The organism is Paenibacillus albidus, assembly GCF_014644435.1.
Lineage (GTDB): Bacteria > Bacillota > Bacilli > Paenibacillales > Paenibacillaceae > Paenibacillus_AQ > Paenibacillus_AQ albidus.
This window is the reverse complement of sequence record NZ_BMKR01000041.1, coordinates 21523-41827: the sequence shown is the minus strand read 5'-3', so window position 1 is coordinate 41827 and position 20305 is coordinate 21523. Positions and strand designations below refer to the sequence as shown.

The 20305-nt window shown below is 48.3% G+C and carries 14 protein-coding genes; 10 read left to right on the top strand and 4 right to left on the bottom strand.

What is annotated here, in order from left to right; translation table 11 throughout:
- Positions 1–4: 4 nt before the first annotated feature.
- Both IEY53_RS29170 and IEY53_RS29165 read right to left on the bottom strand, forming a co-directional pair.
- On the bottom strand, positions 5–1096 hold the full coding sequence (locus IEY53_RS29170) for an ABC transporter substrate-binding protein (protein ID WP_189031221.1): 1092 nt from the start codon (positions 1094–1096) through the stop codon (positions 5–7).
- 19 nt (positions 1097–1115) lie between these two features.
- The gene (locus IEY53_RS29165; protein WP_189031220.1) at positions 1116–2087 is read right to left on the bottom strand and encodes an ABC transporter ATP-binding protein; all 972 of its coding nucleotides are present in this window, start codon (positions 2085–2087) and stop codon (positions 1116–1118) included.
- Between the two features lie 166 nt (positions 2088–2253).
- Between IEY53_RS29165 and IEY53_RS29160 the strand changes: the two genes are divergently transcribed.
- The 8 genes from IEY53_RS29160 to glmS all read left to right on the top strand — a co-directional run bounded on the left by IEY53_RS29160 (position 2254) and on the right by glmS (position 14559).
- Positions 2254–3147 carry a LysR family transcriptional regulator gene (locus tag IEY53_RS29160; protein ID WP_189031219.1) on the top strand — a complete coding sequence of 298 codons (894 nt, stop codon included), beginning with the start codon at positions 2254–2256 and terminating at the stop codon, positions 3145–3147.
- Between the two features lie 166 nt (positions 3148–3313).
- Entirely contained in the window at positions 3314–6106 is a 2793-nt protein-coding gene (gene ppc / locus IEY53_RS29155; RefSeq protein WP_189031218.1) for a phosphoenolpyruvate carboxylase, read from the top strand.
- A gap of 606 nt (positions 6107–6712) precedes the next feature.
- Entirely contained in the window at positions 6713–7279 is a 567-nt protein-coding gene (gene sigW / locus IEY53_RS29150) for an RNA polymerase sigma factor SigW (protein ID WP_189031217.1), read from the top strand.
- A 120-nt stretch (positions 7280–7399) separates the two neighbouring features.
- Positions 7400–8014 (top strand): zf-HC2 domain-containing protein, encoded by a 615-nt coding sequence (locus IEY53_RS29145; RefSeq protein WP_189031216.1) that lies wholly within the window; start codon positions 7400–7402, stop codon positions 8012–8014.
- A gap of 205 nt (positions 8015–8219) precedes the next feature.
- Positions 8220–9050 (top strand): diadenylate cyclase CdaA, encoded by an 831-nt coding sequence (gene cdaA / locus IEY53_RS29140; RefSeq protein ID WP_189031215.1) that lies wholly within the window; start codon positions 8220–8222, stop codon positions 9048–9050.
- On the top strand, positions 9043–10572 hold the full coding sequence (locus IEY53_RS29135) for a CdaR family protein (RefSeq protein WP_189031213.1): 1530 nt from the start codon (positions 9043–9045) through the stop codon (positions 10570–10572). Before cdaA ends, IEY53_RS29135 begins: the two co-directional genes overlap by 8 nt.
- Before the next feature lie 107 nt (positions 10573–10679).
- On the top strand, positions 10680–12020 hold the full coding sequence (gene glmM / locus IEY53_RS29130) for a phosphoglucosamine mutase (protein ID WP_189031212.1): 1341 nt from the start codon (positions 10680–10682) through the stop codon (positions 12018–12020).
- 706 nt (positions 12021–12726) lie between these two features.
- Positions 12727–14559 carry a glutamine--fructose-6-phosphate transaminase (isomerizing) gene (gene glmS, locus IEY53_RS29125; protein ID WP_189031210.1) on the top strand — a complete coding sequence of 611 codons (1833 nt, stop codon included), beginning with the start codon at positions 12727–12729 and terminating at the stop codon, positions 14557–14559.
- Positions 14560–15040: 481 nt separating this feature from the next.
- Here the strand turns inward: glmS and IEY53_RS29120 are convergent, their stop codons facing one another.
- A complete protein-coding gene (locus IEY53_RS29120; protein ID WP_189031208.1) occupies positions 15041–15880 on the bottom strand; it encodes a copper amine oxidase N-terminal domain-containing protein in 840 nt (279 codons plus the stop codon).
- Between the two features lie 91 nt (positions 15881–15971).
- Positions 15972–16214 carry a hypothetical protein gene (locus tag IEY53_RS29115; protein WP_189031206.1) on the bottom strand — a complete coding sequence of 81 codons (243 nt, stop codon included), beginning with the start codon at positions 16212–16214 and terminating at the stop codon, positions 15972–15974.
- A 445-nt stretch (positions 16215–16659) separates the two neighbouring features.
- On the opposite strand from IEY53_RS29115, the gene IEY53_RS29110 reads away from it, so the two are divergent.
- Positions 16660–17262, top strand: a complete 603-nt coding sequence (locus IEY53_RS29110) for an MFS transporter (RefSeq protein WP_189031204.1) — start codon at positions 16660–16662, stop codon at positions 17260–17262.
- 485 nt (positions 17263–17747) lie between these two features.
- The gene (gene tyrS, locus IEY53_RS29105) at positions 17748–19007 is read left to right on the top strand and encodes a tyrosine--tRNA ligase (protein WP_189031202.1); all 1260 of its coding nucleotides are present in this window, start codon (positions 17748–17750) and stop codon (positions 19005–19007) included.
- Positions 19008–20305 lie beyond the last annotated feature (1298 nt).

The window sequence follows — 20305 nt, the reverse complement described above, 5'->3', positions numbered from 1 at the left end:
GTGCTTACTTGAACATTGTTGTGAATGTCGTGGATACTTCATCGCCGTGTTCGTTCATCCAGTCCCATTTCACATCAAAGGTTGTGATCTCATCCAGGCTGGCGCGGCCCTCTGGGGTGACATCAGTTCTGCCAGGCAGCAGATAAGCTTTGGCTACAAGGCCTTGGGCTTCATCAGAGAGCAGATAGTCGATAAAAGCTTTGGCGTTATCCACGTTAGGGCTGGTTTTGATAATCGCGGCCGGACGCGGGCTGATTACTGTGCCTTCTGCCGGATAAACGATATCGAGCGGTTCGCCGGCTGCTTTGGCGTTGTACGCCATATAGTCGACACCTGCGGCAACGACAGATTTAGCACCGGTAATCACGGGGTCCAGCGCTTCCTGATTGGCGCCCGCCATTGCCACTTCATTCGCTTTATATTGCTTGAAAAGATCCCAGCCGCCCTCTCCCTTTGCACTTAGATAACCCGTCATGAAATCGAGCGCCGAACCGGACAGTGACGGGTCAGGGATGTTCACCAGCCCTTTCCACTCGGGTTTGCCAAGGTCTGCCCAAGAGGTAGGAGGAGTGGTCACTTTCTTTGTGTTATAGACAATGCCAAGCGCAGAGGCGCTGTAGCTGAAATAACTGCCGTCCGCATCCGACCATTCACTGACGAGCTTGTCCGCATGGACAGCTTCTTTATATGGAAGCAATAATCCGTCGTTCTTCATGCCTTGCATGGATGGGAGGGAGGCCAGCACGACCACGTCAACGACGGGATTGCTCTGTTCGGCTTCCATCCGGGCAAGGATTTTACCGGTAGTACCCTGGAACATTTCGACTGTTACCCCGGTTTTGGCTTCAAAACCTTCTTTAATTTTATTGGCGAGCCCCTCAGGGCCTGCGCTGTACACGACAAGTTTTCCGCTAAGAGTCTTCTCAACAGGCGCGGAGGTCTCTGCCTTGGCCGCCGAATTTCCGGTGTTGCCTGTGGCTTCGCCGTCTTTTCCCGCCGCAGGGGTGTTCGCAGAACCGCACCCGGCCAGAGTCAGACCCAGTATAGTGGTTAGAAGAATGGAACCCAGCCGTTTTTTGTTTTGTGTTGATGTCAAAAGAATTACCCCCCAGAATTTAAATTAGATGATGAATGTCTTGCGGCAAAACGTATAATTGCAGTGTTTCTCCGGCAGCCAGCCGCTGATCGTGATACGCCGTCCAGCTGCCCCGGCCTTCTTCCATGTCCACAATAATCTCGTAGCGGTCGCCCAAATAGCTGGCATGGCGGACCGTCCCGTGAAAAGAAAGCGCAGCAGGGCCCGGCTGGGCAAAGTGAAGCTGTTCGGGCCGCAGCATCTGCTTCCCGGGCTCGATCCAGTTGGTTTTGCCGATAAAGTTCGCCACAAACGGATGGATGGGCTTGCGGTAGATACTCTCCGGCGCACCCGTCTGGAGCACACTTCCTCCATGCATAACAACCACTACATCCGACATGGACATCGCTTCGGTCTGGTCATGGGTCACATACAGGGCGGTGATGCCCAGATGTCTGACCAGGGACAGCAGCTCCAGGCGCATTTCGTCCCGGAGGACGGCATCAAGCGCACTTAGCGGCTCGTCGAACAGGACCAGCCGGGGCCGGGTGACGACGGCTCTCGCAAAAGCGACCCGCTGCTGCTGCCCGCCGGATAGCTGATGGGGGAAGCGTGACTCCAGCCCCTCCAGCCGGACGGAACGCAGCGCTTCCTGTACGCGGCTGCGGAGCTCCTTGGTCTGGCCGGAGGCCCGCAGGCCGAAAGCCACATTCTCAAAGACCGTCAGATGCGGCCAGAGGGCAAAGTCCTGAAAGACCATGCCGAAGTTCCGGCGGTGGACAGGCTGGCTGACTTTCTTTTGAAGCGAAAAAATAGCCTCGCCATCTACCCGTATCTCCCCCGCATCCGGGGTTTCAAGTCCGGCCAGCAGCCGCAGCAGCGTGGTTTTGCCACAGCCCGAAGGGCCGAGCAGCGTCGTGAAGCTCCCCGCAGCAAGAGTCAGATGGACCGGCTGCAGCGCCTGGACTTCTCCATATTTTTTGGCCAAACCGTTCAGTGTCAGTTCTCTCATCTCATGTACCTGCCTGTTCTTAAGCTTGTACTCAGTGTAAATCCCAACGATTTCCCCTATATTTGCCGAGTGTAACGACGATATTAACTTTTTTGCTGATTTCTTTTAACATTCATAGAATTTTTCGATGGTATGGTGGAAGAATCAGAGGGGAGAGTGGACCAGGGTGAATCTGAATTTGATCAAGCTGCAAATCGTGGAACTATTGGACAAGCACAAGAAAATTACATCAGTGGCCGATGAACTCGGACTCAAGCAGCCTACGGTGACGTATCATTTGAAGAATCTGGAGCAGCAGCTCGGGGAGAAACTGTTCGAATCGCGAATGGATAAAATGATCCTGACGGAGAGCGGAAGGGCGTTCCTCCATTATGCCGTCAAAATCAACGCACTCGCCGCAGAAGCGGAGCGGGTCGTGAAGGAGTTCAGTCAGGCGGACCGGGGAACGCTGAAGATTGGCGCCAGTTATGTGCCCGCTACCTACATTTTGCCGAAGATCCTCGGAAAATTTGGAGAGCAGCATCCCGGTGTAACGTTGTCCTTGTCGGTTAAGCCGTCGCCGGTCATCAAAGAAATGCTCGCCAGCCATGAGATTGACCTGGGAATACTGTCTACAGAGTCTTTCTATCTGCCCAGCCTGCACAGTCAGGCGTTATGCGAGGATGAGCTGGTCCTTGTGTTCGCTCCTTCGCATCCCTTTGCCGAAATGATCGAACTAAGTCCGGCCGCTATTTTGTCCGCCAATTTCATCCTGCATAACAAGGAATCAAGCACACGCCAGTTAACCGACAAATGGTTTGAGAGAGGCGGGGTTCAGCCCAGAGCAGGCATTCTGCTCGACTCTTTGGAGGCTATCAAGCAATCGCTGTCCAGCGGCAAACATGTCTCTTTCATATCAAGGCTGGCTGTCCAGGAGGAAGTGGATAGGGGAGAACTGCTGATGTGTCCTATCCCGGATTATCATTTTCACAGGCATATCTTCTACTCCTACAACAGGGACCGCCATTATTCACCACTGGTCGGTTTGTTTATTGAGCTGCTGCGGTCGGTAAAACTATAATTACCTGCTGTGTAAAGTCTTGATTTGGTGTATAATCGAAATTACTGTATCGCTTTACAGCGTAATAAAGATGAAGATTTCCGGGCGGTTTTATTGTATGATATGAGGAAAGCTTCAATAGACAATGGATAAACATTGATCCAGAAAATAGGATGGGGGGAGCAGAATGACCGAACTTACGACTACCGTCAGCAAAAGCAATTCAAACAATCTGCTGCGGCGGGACGTACGGTTCCTGGGGAATATTTTGGGCGAGGTCTTGGTTCACCAAGGCGGCAACGAACTGCTGGAGATTGTGGAGAAGATCCGCGAGACCAGCAAATCGCTGCGCTCATTGTTTTTGCCTGAACTGCACAGTGAATTTAAGGAGTTAATCAATTCCCTGGATTCAGAGAATCGCCACCAGGTGATACGGGCGTTCGCCATTTATTTTCAATTGGTGAATATTGCCGAACAGAATCACCGGATTCGCCGCAAACGTGATTATGAGCGTTCCGCCGGGGAGACGGTACAGCCTGGTTCTATCGAGAGCGCGATTCAGGAGCTTCGCGAACGTGACTTCTCCCATGAGGAAGTTTATGAGATTATCAAGGGACTGTCGCTTGAATTGGTCATGACAGCCCACCCTACGGAAGCTATGCGCCGGGCTATTCTTGATATTCACAAACGGATTTCTGATGATGTGATGGGCCTGGACAATCCTACTCTGACCTTCCGGGAACGCGAACAGCTTCGTGAGAAACTTCTTAATGAAGTGATAACCCTGTGGCAAACGGATGAACTGCGTGACCGTAAGCCGACCGTACTCGATGAAGTGCGCAACGGGATGTATTACTTCCACGAGACGATTTTTCATGTATTGCCGGACGTATACCAGGAGCTTGAACGCTGCTTAAGCAAATATTATCCGGGACAGAACTGGCATGTGCCCACGTATCTGCGTTTTGGTTCGTGGATCGGCGGTGACCGGGACGGCAATCCTTCGGTAACCTCTTCCGTCACCCTGCAGACGCTGCGGATGCAGCGCAAGCTGGCTATTCGGGAATACCAGCGGATTATGCGCGAGCTGATGCAGTATTTGAGTTTTAGTACGAGCATTGTGAGTGTGACTCCTGAGCTTGTGGATTCCATTGAGTCGGACCGCAACATTATTAATCTGGATCGGGTCGATGCTTGGCGCAATGACCATGAGCCCTACCGGATTAAACTCAGTTATATGATCTCCAAGACACAGAACGTGCTGGACGATGAGAAAAAAGGCACACCGGAGCGTTACGCCTCTCCTGAGGATTTCATCCATGACCTGAATGTTATCGACCGCAGCCTGCGGCATCATTATGCCGATTATGTGGCCGACACTTATATTAAGAAGCTTATCCGCCAAGTGGAGTTGTTCGGATTCCATACGGCTACCCTGGATATTCGCCAGCACAGTCAGGAGCATGAAAATGCGATGACGGAAATTCTGGAGAAAATGAACATCACTCCGGATTACTCCAAGCTGTCGGAGGACGATAAAGTAGATCTTCTGGAGAAGCTGCTGAACGATCCGCGCCCGCTGACTTCGCCCTACCAGACGTATAGCGAAGGAACAGAAGAGTGTCTGGCAGTGTACCGGACTATCTTTACGGCGCAGGACGAATACGGAAAGCATTGTATTACCAGCTATCTGATCAGTATGGCAGAAGCCGCCAGCGACATTCTGGAGGTGATGGTCTTCGCCAAGGAAGTCGGTCTGTTCCGCAAGGACAATGATGGTACCGTGGTCTGCACTTTGCAGGCTGTGCCACTCTTCGAAACCATCGAAGATTTACACGAAGCGCCGCAAATTATGCACCGGCTGCTCAGCATGCCTATATACCGGGATGCCGTAAGAGCCATGAATGATATGCAGGAAATCATGCTGGGTTATTCGGACAGCAACAAAGACGGCGGCGTGGTTACCGCGAACTGGGAGCTTCGCGTTGCTCTGAAGCAAATTACAGCTACGGCCGATGAATTCGGCATCAAGCTGAAATTCTTCCATGGACGGGGCGGAGCGCTCGGACGGGGCGGTATGCCGCTGAACCGCAGTATCTTGGCTCAGCCTGCGTCAACCATTGGCGGAGGCATCAAGATTACGGAGCAGGGCGAGGTCATCTCCTCCCGCTATTCTATGCAAGGAATTGCCTACCGCAGTCTGGAGCAGGCAACTTCGGCGCTGGTGATCGCGGCAGTGAATGCCAGAACCCCGCATACCGATCTGTATGAAGATAAGTGGGAAGAGATCGTGGCCCGCATTTCCGAAGTCTCGCTTCACAAATACCAGGATCTGATCTTCCGTGATCCGGATTTCCTGACCTATTTCAAAGAGTCGACACCGCTGCCGGAAGTGGGAGAACTGAATATTGGCTCACGGCCTTCCAAGCGAAAGAACAGCGACCGCTTTGAGGATTTGCGTGCGATTCCATGGGTATTCGCCTGGACGCAGAGCCGCTATCTGTTGCCGGCTTGGTATGCAGCGGGTACAGGTCTGCAGAGTTTCTATGACGGTAAGGAAGAGAACCTCAAGATCATGCAGCATATGTATGAGAACTTCTCGTTCTTCACTACCCTGATCGATACCCTGCAGATGGCCATTGCCAAGGCTGATCTGGTCATCGCCAAGGAATATGCCAGCATGGGCAAAAGCGAAGAAGCCAGACAGCGGATCTTCGGACAGATTGAGGCCGAGTTCAAGCTGACCTCCGAACTGATCCTCAAGATCACCGGCCAGCAGGATATTCTGGATAACGTGCCTGTTATTCAGGAATCGATCCGGTTGCGCAATCCGTACGTGGACCCGCTCAGTTATTTGCAGGTTCAATTGCTGGCCGAGCTCAGAGAGCTGCGGGACAAAGACGGGGATGACCCTGATCTGCTGCGCGAAGTGCTGCTCACGATCAACGGCATTGCCGCCGGACTGCGGAATACGGGCTGATCCTTCTATGGAACCAACCGCCCGCCCTTTTTTAGAGGGCGGGTGTTTTTGGTTTTGTGACGGTTGTCTGGGGGCTTCGAACTCCGCTTGACGGACAGGAGGGCCGTTATTTGCTGCTGCGGCACCTTTTTAGAGCATAACCGGACTGGGAAGCCGATATTTGCTCGAATGAAGCTCTATGGAGCATACTTTCTTTGCAATAGCGGATCGTCAGTCCGCAAAAGGGCGCAAACCGCTATTTTCGGTAAAATAGCGCCTTCTGAGTCCGCATGTTGCATCATCCATGAGGTGTTGGCAGCAGCTCTACTGGCTGCGAGGGAATTTGGAACTGGAGGAGCGTCAGCGTGCGCCTTTATTCTCCGATTTCAACCGCAGGTGCGGTTATAAATTAAGAAATCGGAGGAAAACAGCGACCGGAGGTCCAAATGTTTCTCGCAGCAGCCTCGATCACCGGCCGAGGGCCTGCAGCTTTTGCCACACTAATACAGAAGGTAACAACACAAACCTTGATTTTTCCACAAACTTGAATTACGATTTAAATGCTTGTACCATGGACATTCATTTGAGAGGGAAGACCAGGGGCGGCAAGTCTGGGGGAGTTAACAGGTGGAGAATTTGGAAGGCAGATTGACAAAGCTCGCCTTGAAGGGCGACCAAAGGGCATTTGCCGAGCTTGTGGAACTATATAAAGACAAAATTTATCATTTAGGATATCGGATGCTGAACAACCGTCATGAGGCGGAAGATATTGTTCAGGAAACTTTTTTGCGTGTGTACAGAAATTTGGACCGTTATGATGATAAACAGAAGTTCTCCACATGGATTTACCGGATCGGGACGAATCTGTGTATAGATAAATTGCGCAAACGGAAACCTGTGTATTCGCTGGATGCTGAAATGAACGACCAGGAGGGTATTGACGGCTATTCCATGATCCCTAGTGATAATGTGACGCCGGAGACCGAACTTCTGCTGTCCGAGACGCAGAGACTGATCTACGAGGCCATTGACAGCCTGCCCGTGAAATACAGATCGGTCATGATTCTCAGATATCTGCAGGATTTGTCGCTTCAGGAGATAAGTGATGTGCTGGACATGCCCGTGACGACAATCAAGACCCGCGTTCACCGGGGCCGTGAATTTTTGCGTAAAAAATTAGGCCCTAAAATGTAAAATTAGAATTTATTTTATGAAACGTCTGTCCGGGAGGGACGTATGTAAGTTAAGCAAGTCTTATGCACTGTCCCATGGTCTTGAAATAATTAAATAGCACTCATGAAAGGATTGGCTCCTATGGAATGCAAACTGGCCGTCTCTATGATGCATGATTACTTGGATGACGACTTGCCCAAACCGCAGCAGAGGGAACTGAAGGAGCATCTTCTGTCCTGCACGGATTGCCGTTTGAAGTTTAAAGAGTTGGAACAGACTGATATGCTGATGTTCTCCCTGATGCACCAGAATCCCGTAGCCTCGGAAGATTTGGTGGAACGGATTATGAATTCTATTCCGAAACCCAAGAAGGAAAGACGGTTTATTACCTGGATCAAGAAGCATCCGGCGCTAACAGCGGCCTCGGTGTTTTTTGTGGTGATGCTGATGAGCTCCGTTACTTTTTGGAATCAAGAGAGGCAGCTGGTGGTCCGCGGGACGGATCTGGACCAGGTTGTCATCAAAGGGGATACGGTAATTGTTCCTTCCGGCAAAGTAATCTCCGGGAATCTCACGGTGGAGAATGGTGAAACTCAGGTGTTTGGTGAAGTGAACGGCAATGTCACTGTCATCGACGGCTCGCTGTATCAGGCTTCAACGGCTCATATTTCCGGGCAAGTTCAAAGTATAGACCAAGCAGTAAGCTGGCTCTGGTATAAAGTGACGAACATGTTCTCTGATGTCGCCTACCGTTAATAACAGTAGCTGCACCTGCCAAGAATATCATCTGCGCCTCTTTTTCCGGAAAGAAGGCGCTTTTTGTTGCCTTAAATTTGTCTGTGTGATATTTCACCGCCCGGAAACTTGCAACCTGGGCTTGTTCGTTATAACCTAGATATGATACAGAGCTAACAGACAATTTACATAAACCCAGCTAATCTGATGACGGGGGTTTTGGGCAATGAGTTATTTTACCGACCTTACATGGAAAGAGTCCATTAAAGATATAATCGATATCCTGATTGTTAGCTACATTATCTATAAGGTACTCAATATGGTGCGGGGCACCCGGGCGATTCAACTGCTGAAGGGGATTCTCGTGCTGGTGGTCATTTGGGCCGTAAGTACCCTTCTGGACCTGTACACACTCAAGTGGCTGATGAACCAGATGTTTACCTTTGGTGTGTTTGCGATATTTATTATTTTTCAGCCTGAACTGCGAAGGGGGCTGGAGCAGCTGGGCCGGGGCAAGTTCTTTGGACGGGCCGGTGAGAATGATGAGGAGATCAGCAAGCTGATCGGTGAAGTGATCAAAGCTGTGAATTATTTGGCTGAGCGCAAAATAGGGGCATTAATTGTCTTTGAACGGGCGACGGGACTGAATGAATATACGGAGTCCGGAATTCCCATGCGTTCTGTCGTCAGCTCCGAGCTGCTGATTAATATTTTTATTCCCAATACTCCGCTGCACGACGGTGCGCTCATAATGCAGGGCAACCAGATCGCGGCTGCTGCCTGTTATCTGCCCTTATCCGAGAACCCGTTCATCAGCAAAGAGCTGGGAACCCGCCACCGTGCGGCTATTGGCATCAGCGAAGTGGCCGATTCTGTCTCTGTCATTGTGTCCGAGGAGACCGGCAAGATTTCGCTGGCGATGAACGGGCAGATTGTGCGGGATATTAAGGAAGAGTCCCTGATTTCCAAGCTTTATGAAGAGCTGCGTGCGAATTCTCCGCTGAAGGAGAAAGGTTCTGCTTTCTGGAAACGGAAGGGGGCCAAGGACAATGGATAAGTGGATTAATAACAATACCTTCACCAAAATTCTGGCGATTGCGCTCGGAATCGTCCTCTGGGCGATGGTGCATGCAGATACAGACCCGGTGTCATCCACCACTGTCAGGCTGGATACAAAGATCATTGAGAATGTGCAGATTGAGGTCACCGGACTGGATGAGGAGAAGTATGTGCTTCAATCCAAGGATGCCGACAGTGTAAGGATGGAGGTCCGGGGCAACAACTCCGATCTCACCTTCAAGCTCTCGGATGCTTATAGAGTGACACTTGACTTAAGCAAGGTGGAGCCGGGCGACAATACGCTTCCGCTCAATTATTTTCTGCCCAATGGTGTAACTCTGGAGTCCATGACGCCCAGTGAGGTGAATGTGCATGTGGAGCTGCGGAATACCAAAGCTTTTCCGGTAACCGTGAATACCAGTGGAGCGCCGGCTGAGGGCTATCAGGTTGGGACTCCGGTCATCGAGCCTGAGACAGCAAAGGTTACACTGGCTGACAGCGAACTGAGCAGGGTGGTCAAGGTACAGGGGACGATAGAGCTTGATGGGGAGAACGAGACGTTTACGGAGAAAAAAATCAAGCTCTATGCCTATGACAAAAATGGCAAAGAGATTAAAGATGCCGTCATTGACCCTTCCTCTGTATCGGCAGAAATTCCAATAACCCTTCCGAATAAAAGCGTTCCTCTCGATATCGGCTTCACCGGGAAATTGCCGGATTCACTGGTGTTGTCCGGAGTGACACCGGAACTGGAGAACATAGTGGTATATGGGAGCAAGCAGTCCTTGGAGGCCTTGTCTTCCTATCAAGCTACTGTGGACCTGGGCTCCATTGACACCGCCGGAACGAGGCAGCTGGAGGTTGAGCTGACACCGCCTGCCGGAACACAAAAGGTAGAACCCGGTAAGGTGAGTGTCTCGATATCAACCTCTGAGGTGGTTCAGAGAACGTTTGATAATATTCCAATCCGGGTGGAGGGTGCAGGCAGCGGGCTGGAGGCCGTAATTACGGACCCTCCCGGCCAGACGGTATCGCTCACATTGTCTGGGGCCGCAACGCTGCTGGATCCACTGGACCCGGGCAGTCTAAGCGTAGTCGCCGATGTGGATAACCTGAAGGCAGGGACACATCAGGTCAGATTGAAGGTGTCGCTGCCACGGTTCCTTTCGCTGAATCAGACAGAGCAAAGTCTGACTGTGACTGTGGAGCTGAAGTCGAAGACGGCCCCGCCTGCCACTGAAGCACCTGAGGCCGGGGTAACGGGAAGTGTACCCACCCCGGAGCCAAGTGCAGAGCCTGTCTCGGGTGAAGAGGACGTTACCGAGGAGATCCCTACCAGTAGCCCCGAGCCCTCAGCTACGGCGACACCTGTACCTACCCTGCTCCCTGAAGCCACTCCGGAGAATACGGACGCAATTAGTGGAAGCGAAGGCACTGGGAACGCAGGGAATGTAGGGGGCACGGCGAATACTGGGAACAACGGGACCAATGGGAATGCGGGAACCGGAGGCGGGACGTAACCTTTTACCCGGAAATACGTCTGTATAGTGCTTAAGGATACACGGAATTACGGATTAACCATAGAATATTACATTAAGCTGCAGCAGCATACTAAAGGAGAACAGATATGGGGAAGTATTTTGGAACTGATGGAGTACGCGGTGTTGCAAATAAGGAATTAACGGCAGAGTTGGCTTACAGTATTGGACGCTGCGGGGGTTATGTACTTGCCGGAAATGTAGAGAAACCCAAGGTGGTTATTGGCATGGATACACGGATCTCGGGGCCGCTGCTGGAGTCGGCACTTGTTGCCGGCATGTTGTCCATCGGGGCACAGGTGATCCGTCTGGGGGTAGTCAGTACCCCGGCTGTAGCCTACATTACAAGACTGCTCAAGGCAGATGCAGGCGTGATGATCTCGGCTTCGCATAATCCGGTTGAAGATAACGGCATTAAGTTCTTTGGCGGTGACGGCTTTAAGCTTACGGATGAGACCGAGCTGCGGATTGAAGAGCTGATGGACGCAGAGATTGATGAGCTGCCTCGTCCAGTAGGTTCAGGTCTGGGTACGGTTACGGTGGACAATGACGCCAAATACCTCTATCTGGAATATTTGAAAACAACCATCTCCCAAGACTTCAAGGGTGTCAAAATCGTACTCGACTGCGCCCATGGTTCAGCCTATGAGCTTGCACCACGCCTGTTCAACGAGCTCGGTGCCGAAGTTATTGCCATCGGGGCGGAGCCGGACGGACTGAACATTAACGACGGATTTGGTTCCACACATCCGGAGAAGCTGCGCGGGGAAGTATTGCGCCATGAAGCGGATTTGGGGCTGGCTTTTGACGGAGACGCCGACCGTCTGATTGCCATTGACAATAATGGCGACGAGGTCGATGGCGACTTTATTCTGTGCATTTGCGGAGATGCGATGAACCGGGCTGGCAAGCTCAAGGATGGTACCATCGTGTCCACCGTTATGAGCAACATCGGATTCTACAAGGCCACCGAGAAGCTGGCGCTGAATACGGCCAAGACCGCTGTGGGCGACCGCTACGTCATGGAAGAAATGCGCCGCGGAGGCTTTAACCTGGGCGGGGAGCAATCGGGACATGTGATTTTCCTGGATTACAACACGACCGGTGACGGCATTCTTACAGCGATTCAACTGGTGGATACCATGAAGTCATCCGGCAAAAAGCTGAGCGAGCTGAAATCCATGATGACCAAATATCCCCAGGTGCTGGTGAACGTGCGGGTGCAGGATAAGACTAACTATCCGAACAATCCGGCGATTGAGGCTGCGATTAGTGAGGTAGAGCGCAAGCTGGGCGACAATGGCCGTGTGCTTGTACGTCCTTCAGGCACTGAACCGCTCATCCGCGTTATGGCAGAAGGGCCGGATAAGGCTGAACTGGATCTTTTTGTAGGCCAGATTGTGGATGTTGTGCAGCGGGAATTAGTGTAACCAGCCGTTGGATTCGCGGAATTAGCCGGTGGATGGATGGTTTTTGAATTTGCTCCATCGGCTTACTTCCAAGGTAGAGGATCACCCAGCGTGAGTAGGCTAAGCTAAGGTTTCATGAGCTGTGGCATTGCAAAAGTGACGTAAGGTGCATATAATAGATAAAGTGTCATTCCAGAAGGAAAGTGAGGATCGTAAGGTTTCCGTATTACAAGCGCCAGAGCTTGGTCTTGCGCGGGGGAGAAGGGAAAGCCGATGATGCCCGTAAGGTTGGGCAGGCTTGACCGGATCACGGCAGATGTAAGCTGACGAGGTGGAGGTGTTCGAAATGTTCGGCGGGGACCTCCCGGTGATGCACCAGAGCCGTAAATGGAGAACGGAAAATGGAAGGGCGACCTTTCACACAACGTTGCCATGGGTGCACTATAAAATGTACGATTTCATGGGTATGTGCATTTGAAGGAAACATGCATTTCTGCCTGGGTAGAGGAGAAGACTGTACATTTTACATTTTTCGATAAATGAGAAGGCTGTTGTCCATTGCAGGACAATGATTTTTCTTTTTGCAAAAATTGAATGCTAATCACAGTTATTTTGTTGAGCAGGTACACAACAGAATAGTTTCTTTTTCTCAAAAACATGCCGCACGGCAGGTTTCTTTCCTTATGCCGCCCATATTACAACAACTAATTGGACGGGGGAAAATATAATGTGTGGTATCGTAGGATATATTGGTAATCAGAATTCGCAGGGGATCTTGGTAGAGGGATTGAAGAAGCTGGAGTATCGCGGATATGATTCCGCCGGTATTGCTGTATTCACTCAGGAAGGGCTGCAAGTGGTTAAGGCTCAGGGCCGTATGGCAAACCTGGAGTCGAGACTGGAAGCCACTCCACTCACCGGCAGCGCAGGTATTGGACACACCCGTTGGGCGACACACGGCAAGCCTTCGGATGAGAACTCCCATCCGCACACGGATAACAGCCATAAGTTCTCGGTTGTTCACAACGGGATTGTCGAAAACTACCTGGACCTGAAAGAAGAGCTGATTGCTGGCGGATGCCACTTCACTTCCGAGACGGACACAGAGGTGATTTCACACCTGATCGCTCGTGAATATGATGGAGATATCGTTAAAGCGGTACAACAAGCCATCAAGCACATGCGCGGCGCGTTCGCACTGGGTGTTCTGACAGAATATGAGCCGGATAAACTGGTGGCTGTACGTCAAGCCAGCCCGCTCATTATCGGTCTTGGCGAAGGAGAAAACTTTATCGGGTCGGATATCCCGGCATTGCTGGAATATACCCGTAACGTATATATTTTGAACGACGGCGAAATGGCCGTATTGACACGGGATGCTGTCGAACTGATGACCATCGAAGGTAATTTTATTTCTCGGGAAATGATTACTGTCGATTGGGACGCAGTGACCGCAGAAAAAGGCGGATTCGAGCATTTCATGCTGAAAGAAATCTTCGAGCAGCCTAAAGCATACCGCGATACCATGCGGGGCCGTATGAATGCGGAAGGCAACAAAGTAATCCTGCCTGAGCTGAACCTGACCGAAGAACAAATCAAGAACATCCGCAACATCCAGATCGTTGCTTGCGGTACTGCTTATAACGCAGGTCTGGTTGGACGCAACCTGATTGAGTCTCTGGTTCGTATTCCGGTAGAGAATGACATTGCTTCGGAATACCGTTACCGTTCGCCAATCGTAACGCCGGAAACACTGGTGATCGTAGTCAGCCAATCCGGAGAAACTGCGGACACTCTGGCTGCGCTTCGTGAAGGGCAAGCCAATGGTGCGCATGTACTTGCTATTACGAACGTAGTGGGCAGCTCCATTGCCCGGGAAGCCAACGATGTTTTGGTGACTTTGGCTGGACCGGAAATTGCCGTAGCCTCCACCAAAGCTTACACTTCGCAGCTGATTGCTTTCACTTTGCTGGGTCTGTATCTGGCTGAAGTGCGTGGAACACAGTCCGAAGCGCAAGTAGCCGAGATCCTGGCGGCAATGCAATCCTTGCCTGAGCAAGTCGAAGAGATTCTGGGGCAAAAAGAAGCACTCCAAGCTTATGCCGAACAAATTTCCGACAATAAGCACCTGTTCTTCCTTGGCCGTGGCGTAGATTACTCTGTCGCTCAAGAGGGATCGCTTAAGCTCAAAGAAATCTCCTACATTCACTCCGAAGCTTATGCTGCGGGAGAATTGAAGCATGGTACACTGGCTCTGATCGAAGAAGGTATTCCTGTGATTGCCTTGGCAACCCAAGAATCCGTGCTGGAGAAGACCGTCAGCAACATCAAAGAAGTGAAGGCCCGTGGCGCAGACGTCCTCGCCATCACTTACGAAGAGCATGTCAGCGACCTGCTCAGATCCGTTGACCAAGTCTTCGCGATTCCTAAGACTCTGCCACTGCTGAGCCCTGCACTGTCCGTAGTGCCTTTGCAACTGCTGGCGTACTACGCTTCGCTGGCCCTGGGCCACGATGTGGATAAACCGCGGAATTTGGCGAAGAGCGTTACTGTGGAGTAGTTCAAGGGAATAGGAGTTATAAATGTCCAGTGGAATAAAACAGTGAAACCAGTTAAAAATAAGTGAAACTAATGACAAAAGTGTAAAACCGATTGCTCAAGATCATGCACCTAGAGGACAGCCTGAAGGAATAATTCAGGCTGTCCTATTTTTATCAAAATTAGTTGTTCTAATTTTGATATGGGGACGGTATAAGAAACCATCGAGTCAAACAGAAATGGGATATAAAATCTACAAAGAAGGTATTTGATAGATGGTTTTTTAACAAAACTAAAGCAATCGCTTTGATAAATTGGCCAGTACTTTTCGCGCATTCTTAATGCTCGCATCGATTATGTTCTGGCTTGCTAGCATTTGAATAAACACCCAAATAAAACAAGGCAAAACGAGCCTCTATAATCGCTTCTAGGCTCGTTTTAGTTACGTGAATCGTATTATTTTGAGTTTGTAAAAAATAATTGTTCAGTGGCTTATATCTACTTTATTTTAGAATCCTGCCCACTGCCAATATATACTTTAAAAAGTCGCCATAATTACCAGCTGCAAACTCTGTTTTCTGCTGAAATACTTGACCTTTTGTAAGGGCTGGACGAGGACGTTGTTCTGATGTTGTGTTAAGATCAGCCTCCATTTGATAAGTGTTATTAAATAAAAACATAACATGCAGATCTTCTTTACCATTAGGAATAGAATTTCCACTAATATTTTTTGCAGTTAAATGGATACTTCCCTGTTGAAGCTGATTTTTACTTATTTCACTAAGTGTCAAATCAAAAGTGGTTGTCAAGATACCGTTCTGATTAGCAATTTTATCAGAAGGAATGTCCCATTCCTTAATATCCTTTAACATATTAAAGTTATTGATCGCATCATCGTCCACATGCAAAACACCTGTTTGGCTATCGTGAGTTGCCTTTAAATTCATATTATCCAACAATACACGAATAGGTAACATAAAAGATTGTTTGTATACTACTGGAACAGTATCTATTATTTTCACTACACCATCTACTATTATTTTATTCGAATTCCCTGTTAAAATAATTTCCTTGCCATTCTTTTCAATTATTGCTTGTTTTAATTCGGCATTATACGATACAGAAGCTCCTAGTAGTTCACTTACTGCACGAAGGGGAACAATTAGCCTTTGTTTCTTATCAATATAAGGCTGCTTTGGATAAGTGTAGAGAATATGGTACTCATTGATTTGCAATAGAACAGGGGACTTTATTGCAGTAGACGCTGCAAAAGAATGATAAGAAAAACCAAATAATAGGGTGCTCGCTAAAGTAACAGCTAAACCGAGCTTTAATAATTTCAATCAAAGTCACCTCCAGATATTTTTTTAAAACCAACAGGGCTGAAATAAAGAAAGGGATGAGAAGAACACTCATCCCTAAATATTTTACCATTTAAAGCTGAATATTAACAGTTTCATCACCTGCGCTGATATAGTTTACTGATACATGAGTGGCCTGACTATTGTTCCAGATATGATAACCACCAGTTTGGGAAGAGCCCCAGCTTGAATAAATTAAATTAGCTGAAGAAGTATTACTGTCATAGCGGCCAATTGTAATATCGTGCCAGTGAACACCTTTCATATAGGATCCAGTGGTCATAGATTCTCCGCCTTTTTGACCAATAGTGGTCATCCGTTTTAGACGTGATCCAATTCCATCCTTGTTCCAACCAGAAACACCTGCTCTAACTATAGTAACTGTTTTGCTTACTCCGTCAGTACCAATGCCAGAACACCTATTTTAAAAGTTAACCGAACACCAAAGGTTACAACCTTCTGCATTTAAATGCAGCCTATGACTTATGCAATAGGCTTTATGTGGATGCTATTATTCAGCCTAGAAGATGGTGTAATGAAAGAAGGGCGCTGGCTACAATAGTAGGCCGTTCCCCAATTTCAAGAGAAAACGATTGTTATTGCCGATCGAGGGTATGAAAGCTACAACAATTTCGCACATCTTGAACGCAAAGGGTCGAACTATGTTATATGGGTAAAGGATTTGGAATCGAAACAAGCGTTTTAGCGATCTGTTTATAAGTTACAGGTTTGTATTGAAAAATCGGGTATTTATGATCTTTATGTTGTCAACGATGCTTCTTTTTTCAATGGAAAGTCATTTTAGTAATTATATAGCTACCCGTTTTCAAAAAGAGGTCGAACATTTTCACATTTCTGCATTGAATAAGTCCTTTGACGGGTTTCAGATGTTTGGTTTTCTAAGAGTAGAAAATACTTTGCTGGTCATATTATTTTCATTAATAGCCTCACGTCTAATAAAAAGACTAAGTGAGCGAGGCTCTTACTACTTTGGTGCATTATTTTATGTAGTCGGATACTCCATTCTTACCTATTTCAATCAGCCGTGGATTCTCTTGTTGTCAATGGCACTGGCTGTTATTGGTGAGATTTTTTTTATCCCATCTTATGAGTCATGCCTTGGTGATTTAGCACAAGATGAATTGAGGAGCTCATACCTTGCTATGAATAAAATTGCCCTTAAAGGCAGTATGCTTATTGGTTCCTTGGGAATATTTCTTATTGATGCATTACCTGCTTCTACAGTCACATTCATTATTTTCTTTACAGGCATGGTTGCGCTCTATCTCGGAAATGTCGTTATGAGAGCCCTTCAGAATCAAAAAACAAAACCTATTGATATGTTGATAGATAGGGGATATTAAAAGTAGAAGTACGTATTTATTTCTTCATGGCTGCGCAGCTAATCTAATTGACATAGAAATGGAAAATAGATATACTACAGGTAATTTTATATTCGATATACGCTGAACGAGTCAGTAGAAGACCTGTCCCTGTCCCAGAAAGCCGGGGGATGATGCAACCCGGTACAAACACGGTCTACGAATTACACTCTGGAGTATCTTGGGTAATGCCAAGCGGAGCAGGGCAAACGTTATCTTGCCTAGAGTGGTGCGGTTTGCTGTATTGGCGGCCTGCGCAATGTGGGTGGTAACACGGTTATACTTAATCGTCCCTGAGTCAAATAGACGGGGGGCGGTTTTTTTGTATCCGGAAAAGAAAAAAATGAACTCCTAACGCTTAGTTCAGCGTCGCATTGAAAAAAAGGAATATTTAAAGGCTTGGAAGTGGTTCGTACTGAACAAGAATTGAAATTGGCAAATTTAAAGCTGGAAGAGGAGCTAATATGATGGGAATTATTGATGAATTAGAATGGCGCGGTGCTATTAATCAGCAAACGGATGCAGAAGGGCTGCGCGAATTAACTGATTTAAAGAAGATTTCGCTTTATTGTGGTATTGACCCGACTGGTGACAGCATGCATATCGGCAACCTGATACCCTTTATGATGCTTAAACGCTTCCAGCTTGCTGGTCACCGTCCGGTTATATTAGTAGGTGGCGCAACAGGCAGCATTGGTGATCCCAGTGGTCGTTCCACCGAGCGCTCCTTGCAGACAATGGAGCAGGTGCAAAAGAATGTGGAGGGACTTACAGCTCAAATGACCAGACTGTTTCTAACAGATGGTGACAATACCGTTCGGATGGTGAATAACTACGAGTGGACTGAAAATCTGAGTATGCTCGACTTTCTGCGTGACTACGGCAAAAACTTCAGTATCAATACGATGTTGGCAAAGGATATCGTATCTAGCCGTCTGGATAGCGGTATCTCGTTTACAGAGTTCTCTTACCAGATCCTTCAATCCATTGACTTCTTACATTTATATCGTCGTGAAGGTGTACAGGTACAAATTGGAGGTTCGGACCAGTGGGGGAATATCACAAGCGGTCTTGACTTAATACGGAAAAAAGAAGGCGCAGACGCCAAGGTTTTCGGCCTCACTATCCCCCTCATGCTTAAGGCGGATGGTACTAAGTTTGGTAAAACAGCCGGGGGAGCGATTTGGCTTGATCCCCAAAAGACGACGCCGTATGAGTTCTACCACTTCTGGGCTAATACCGATGATCGGGATGTGGTCAAATATCTGAAATACTTTACTTTTCTTGATCAGGAGCAAATCCAAGCGCTGGCAGAAAAGGTGGAAAACGAGCCTCACAAACGTGAAGCACAAAAAGCACTCGCAGAAGAAGTGACTCGTTTCGTGCACGGTGAGGAACTACTAGCTCAGGCTAAGCGTATTAGTGTCGCCTTGTTTAGCGGAGATATCCGCTCCTTGACGGCTGAAGAGATTGAAGAAGGATTCAAGGAAATGCCAACTTTTATTGCCTCGAAGGAAACGAAGAACATTGTGGACTGGCTCGTTGAGCTTGGTATTGTGCAGTCGAAACGCCAGGTGCGTGAGGATATCTCGAAAGGTGCAATCTCAATAAATGGTGAGAAAGTGACCAGTATTGATCTGAATATATCCTCTGCTGATGCAATCGGTGGACGCTTCGTCATTATTCGTAAGGGCAGAAAAAATTATAGCCTGGTTAAGCTTGTTTAAAACATGAAGAAGTAACATTAGTCGGATGATATTTTAAAAAAAGAAATACTGTTCATTTGTTTATTCAAATGAACAGTATTTTTTATTGTTGTGGTGTGCCCAGCTAAGCACTCATTATCTAGATAGCCAGTGAAAGTCCGGTCGTGGGAGGGACCAAGCTCCCGCGTAGCTAGGATTCTTAAGTATGGTGAAAGCTGTACGTAAAAGCGAATCGGCAAAAGTACCTGTCAGAGACAGGGTAGCAAACTACCAGGCCGTAACATCAAGTGAACCCTGCCGCGTTGTCAAAAAGGCCTCGCAAGAAGGGAGAGAGGAAGCCGAGCCTCGAGCAATTGGGTGAAGGCCAAGGAAACTGTCAAGAACTTGGAGCAACAGCGAAGAATCCTCCAGCGTAAGGATAGGCATGGTAGTAAAGAGGATGCAGTGAACTGGGGAGACCCTCCCCCACACAGGATTTTTTTAGAAACCCGTAAAGAGAAGCTCTATAAGTCCAAAAGATGAAATGAACCGTCTGTGGAAGGGAGTCCGAGGGGCTCATAATGCGTGCGTGGCTGCACGATTATCAGGCGGGTTAAAGTCCCGCTGAGCCCCGGACTAGGGGGCTCATATCCAAACTCGGGGGTAACGCCTCGGGGGGCCGGTAAAATTTTTTTGCTGGAGGACAGGGCGTCTGCCGTGAGGCAGAGTCTGAAAGGGCTTGAGGAGAAGTACCAGGCCGTAGTGAAACGGGGCTACCCGAACTCGTGAACCGGTCCAAAGATGGGAAATTTCTAAGCGTTTAGGTAAAGCGAGCCATTTCAATTATAACACTATTGATAAGTTGCCGAGGGTGAAAGCATATATTACAACGGTTGTTGAATCAGTGGAGGATTTTCAAATCAGAAAGTTACACTGGGCATATAACAATTTAATGGAGCAATCATCCGTAATATCCAGAAGTAGATTGATTTCAACCGCTGGTGTTGCCTACAATCCGACTTCAAGGAAAGTAATTAAAGAAATTGATCGTATATTGAACTTATAGAATTTATGACGAAGCTTCCAATAATAATTTGGGGGCTTTTCTACAGTTTTCGACCAAAATATACAAGGGAATTCAAGGGATTTGTGGAATTATATAAAATACGGATCATGATGAATTCTACCAAGTAATTTGATCAAGACGACATAGAGGACTTTCAAACGATTATATTAAGTCAAATAAAGCAGGTTGGATTAATGTTTAGCAGTATCCTAAATCAATAATTAGGGTTGTGGATTAATGGAGTTCATTAATTTCGCGAATACTTTACATATGG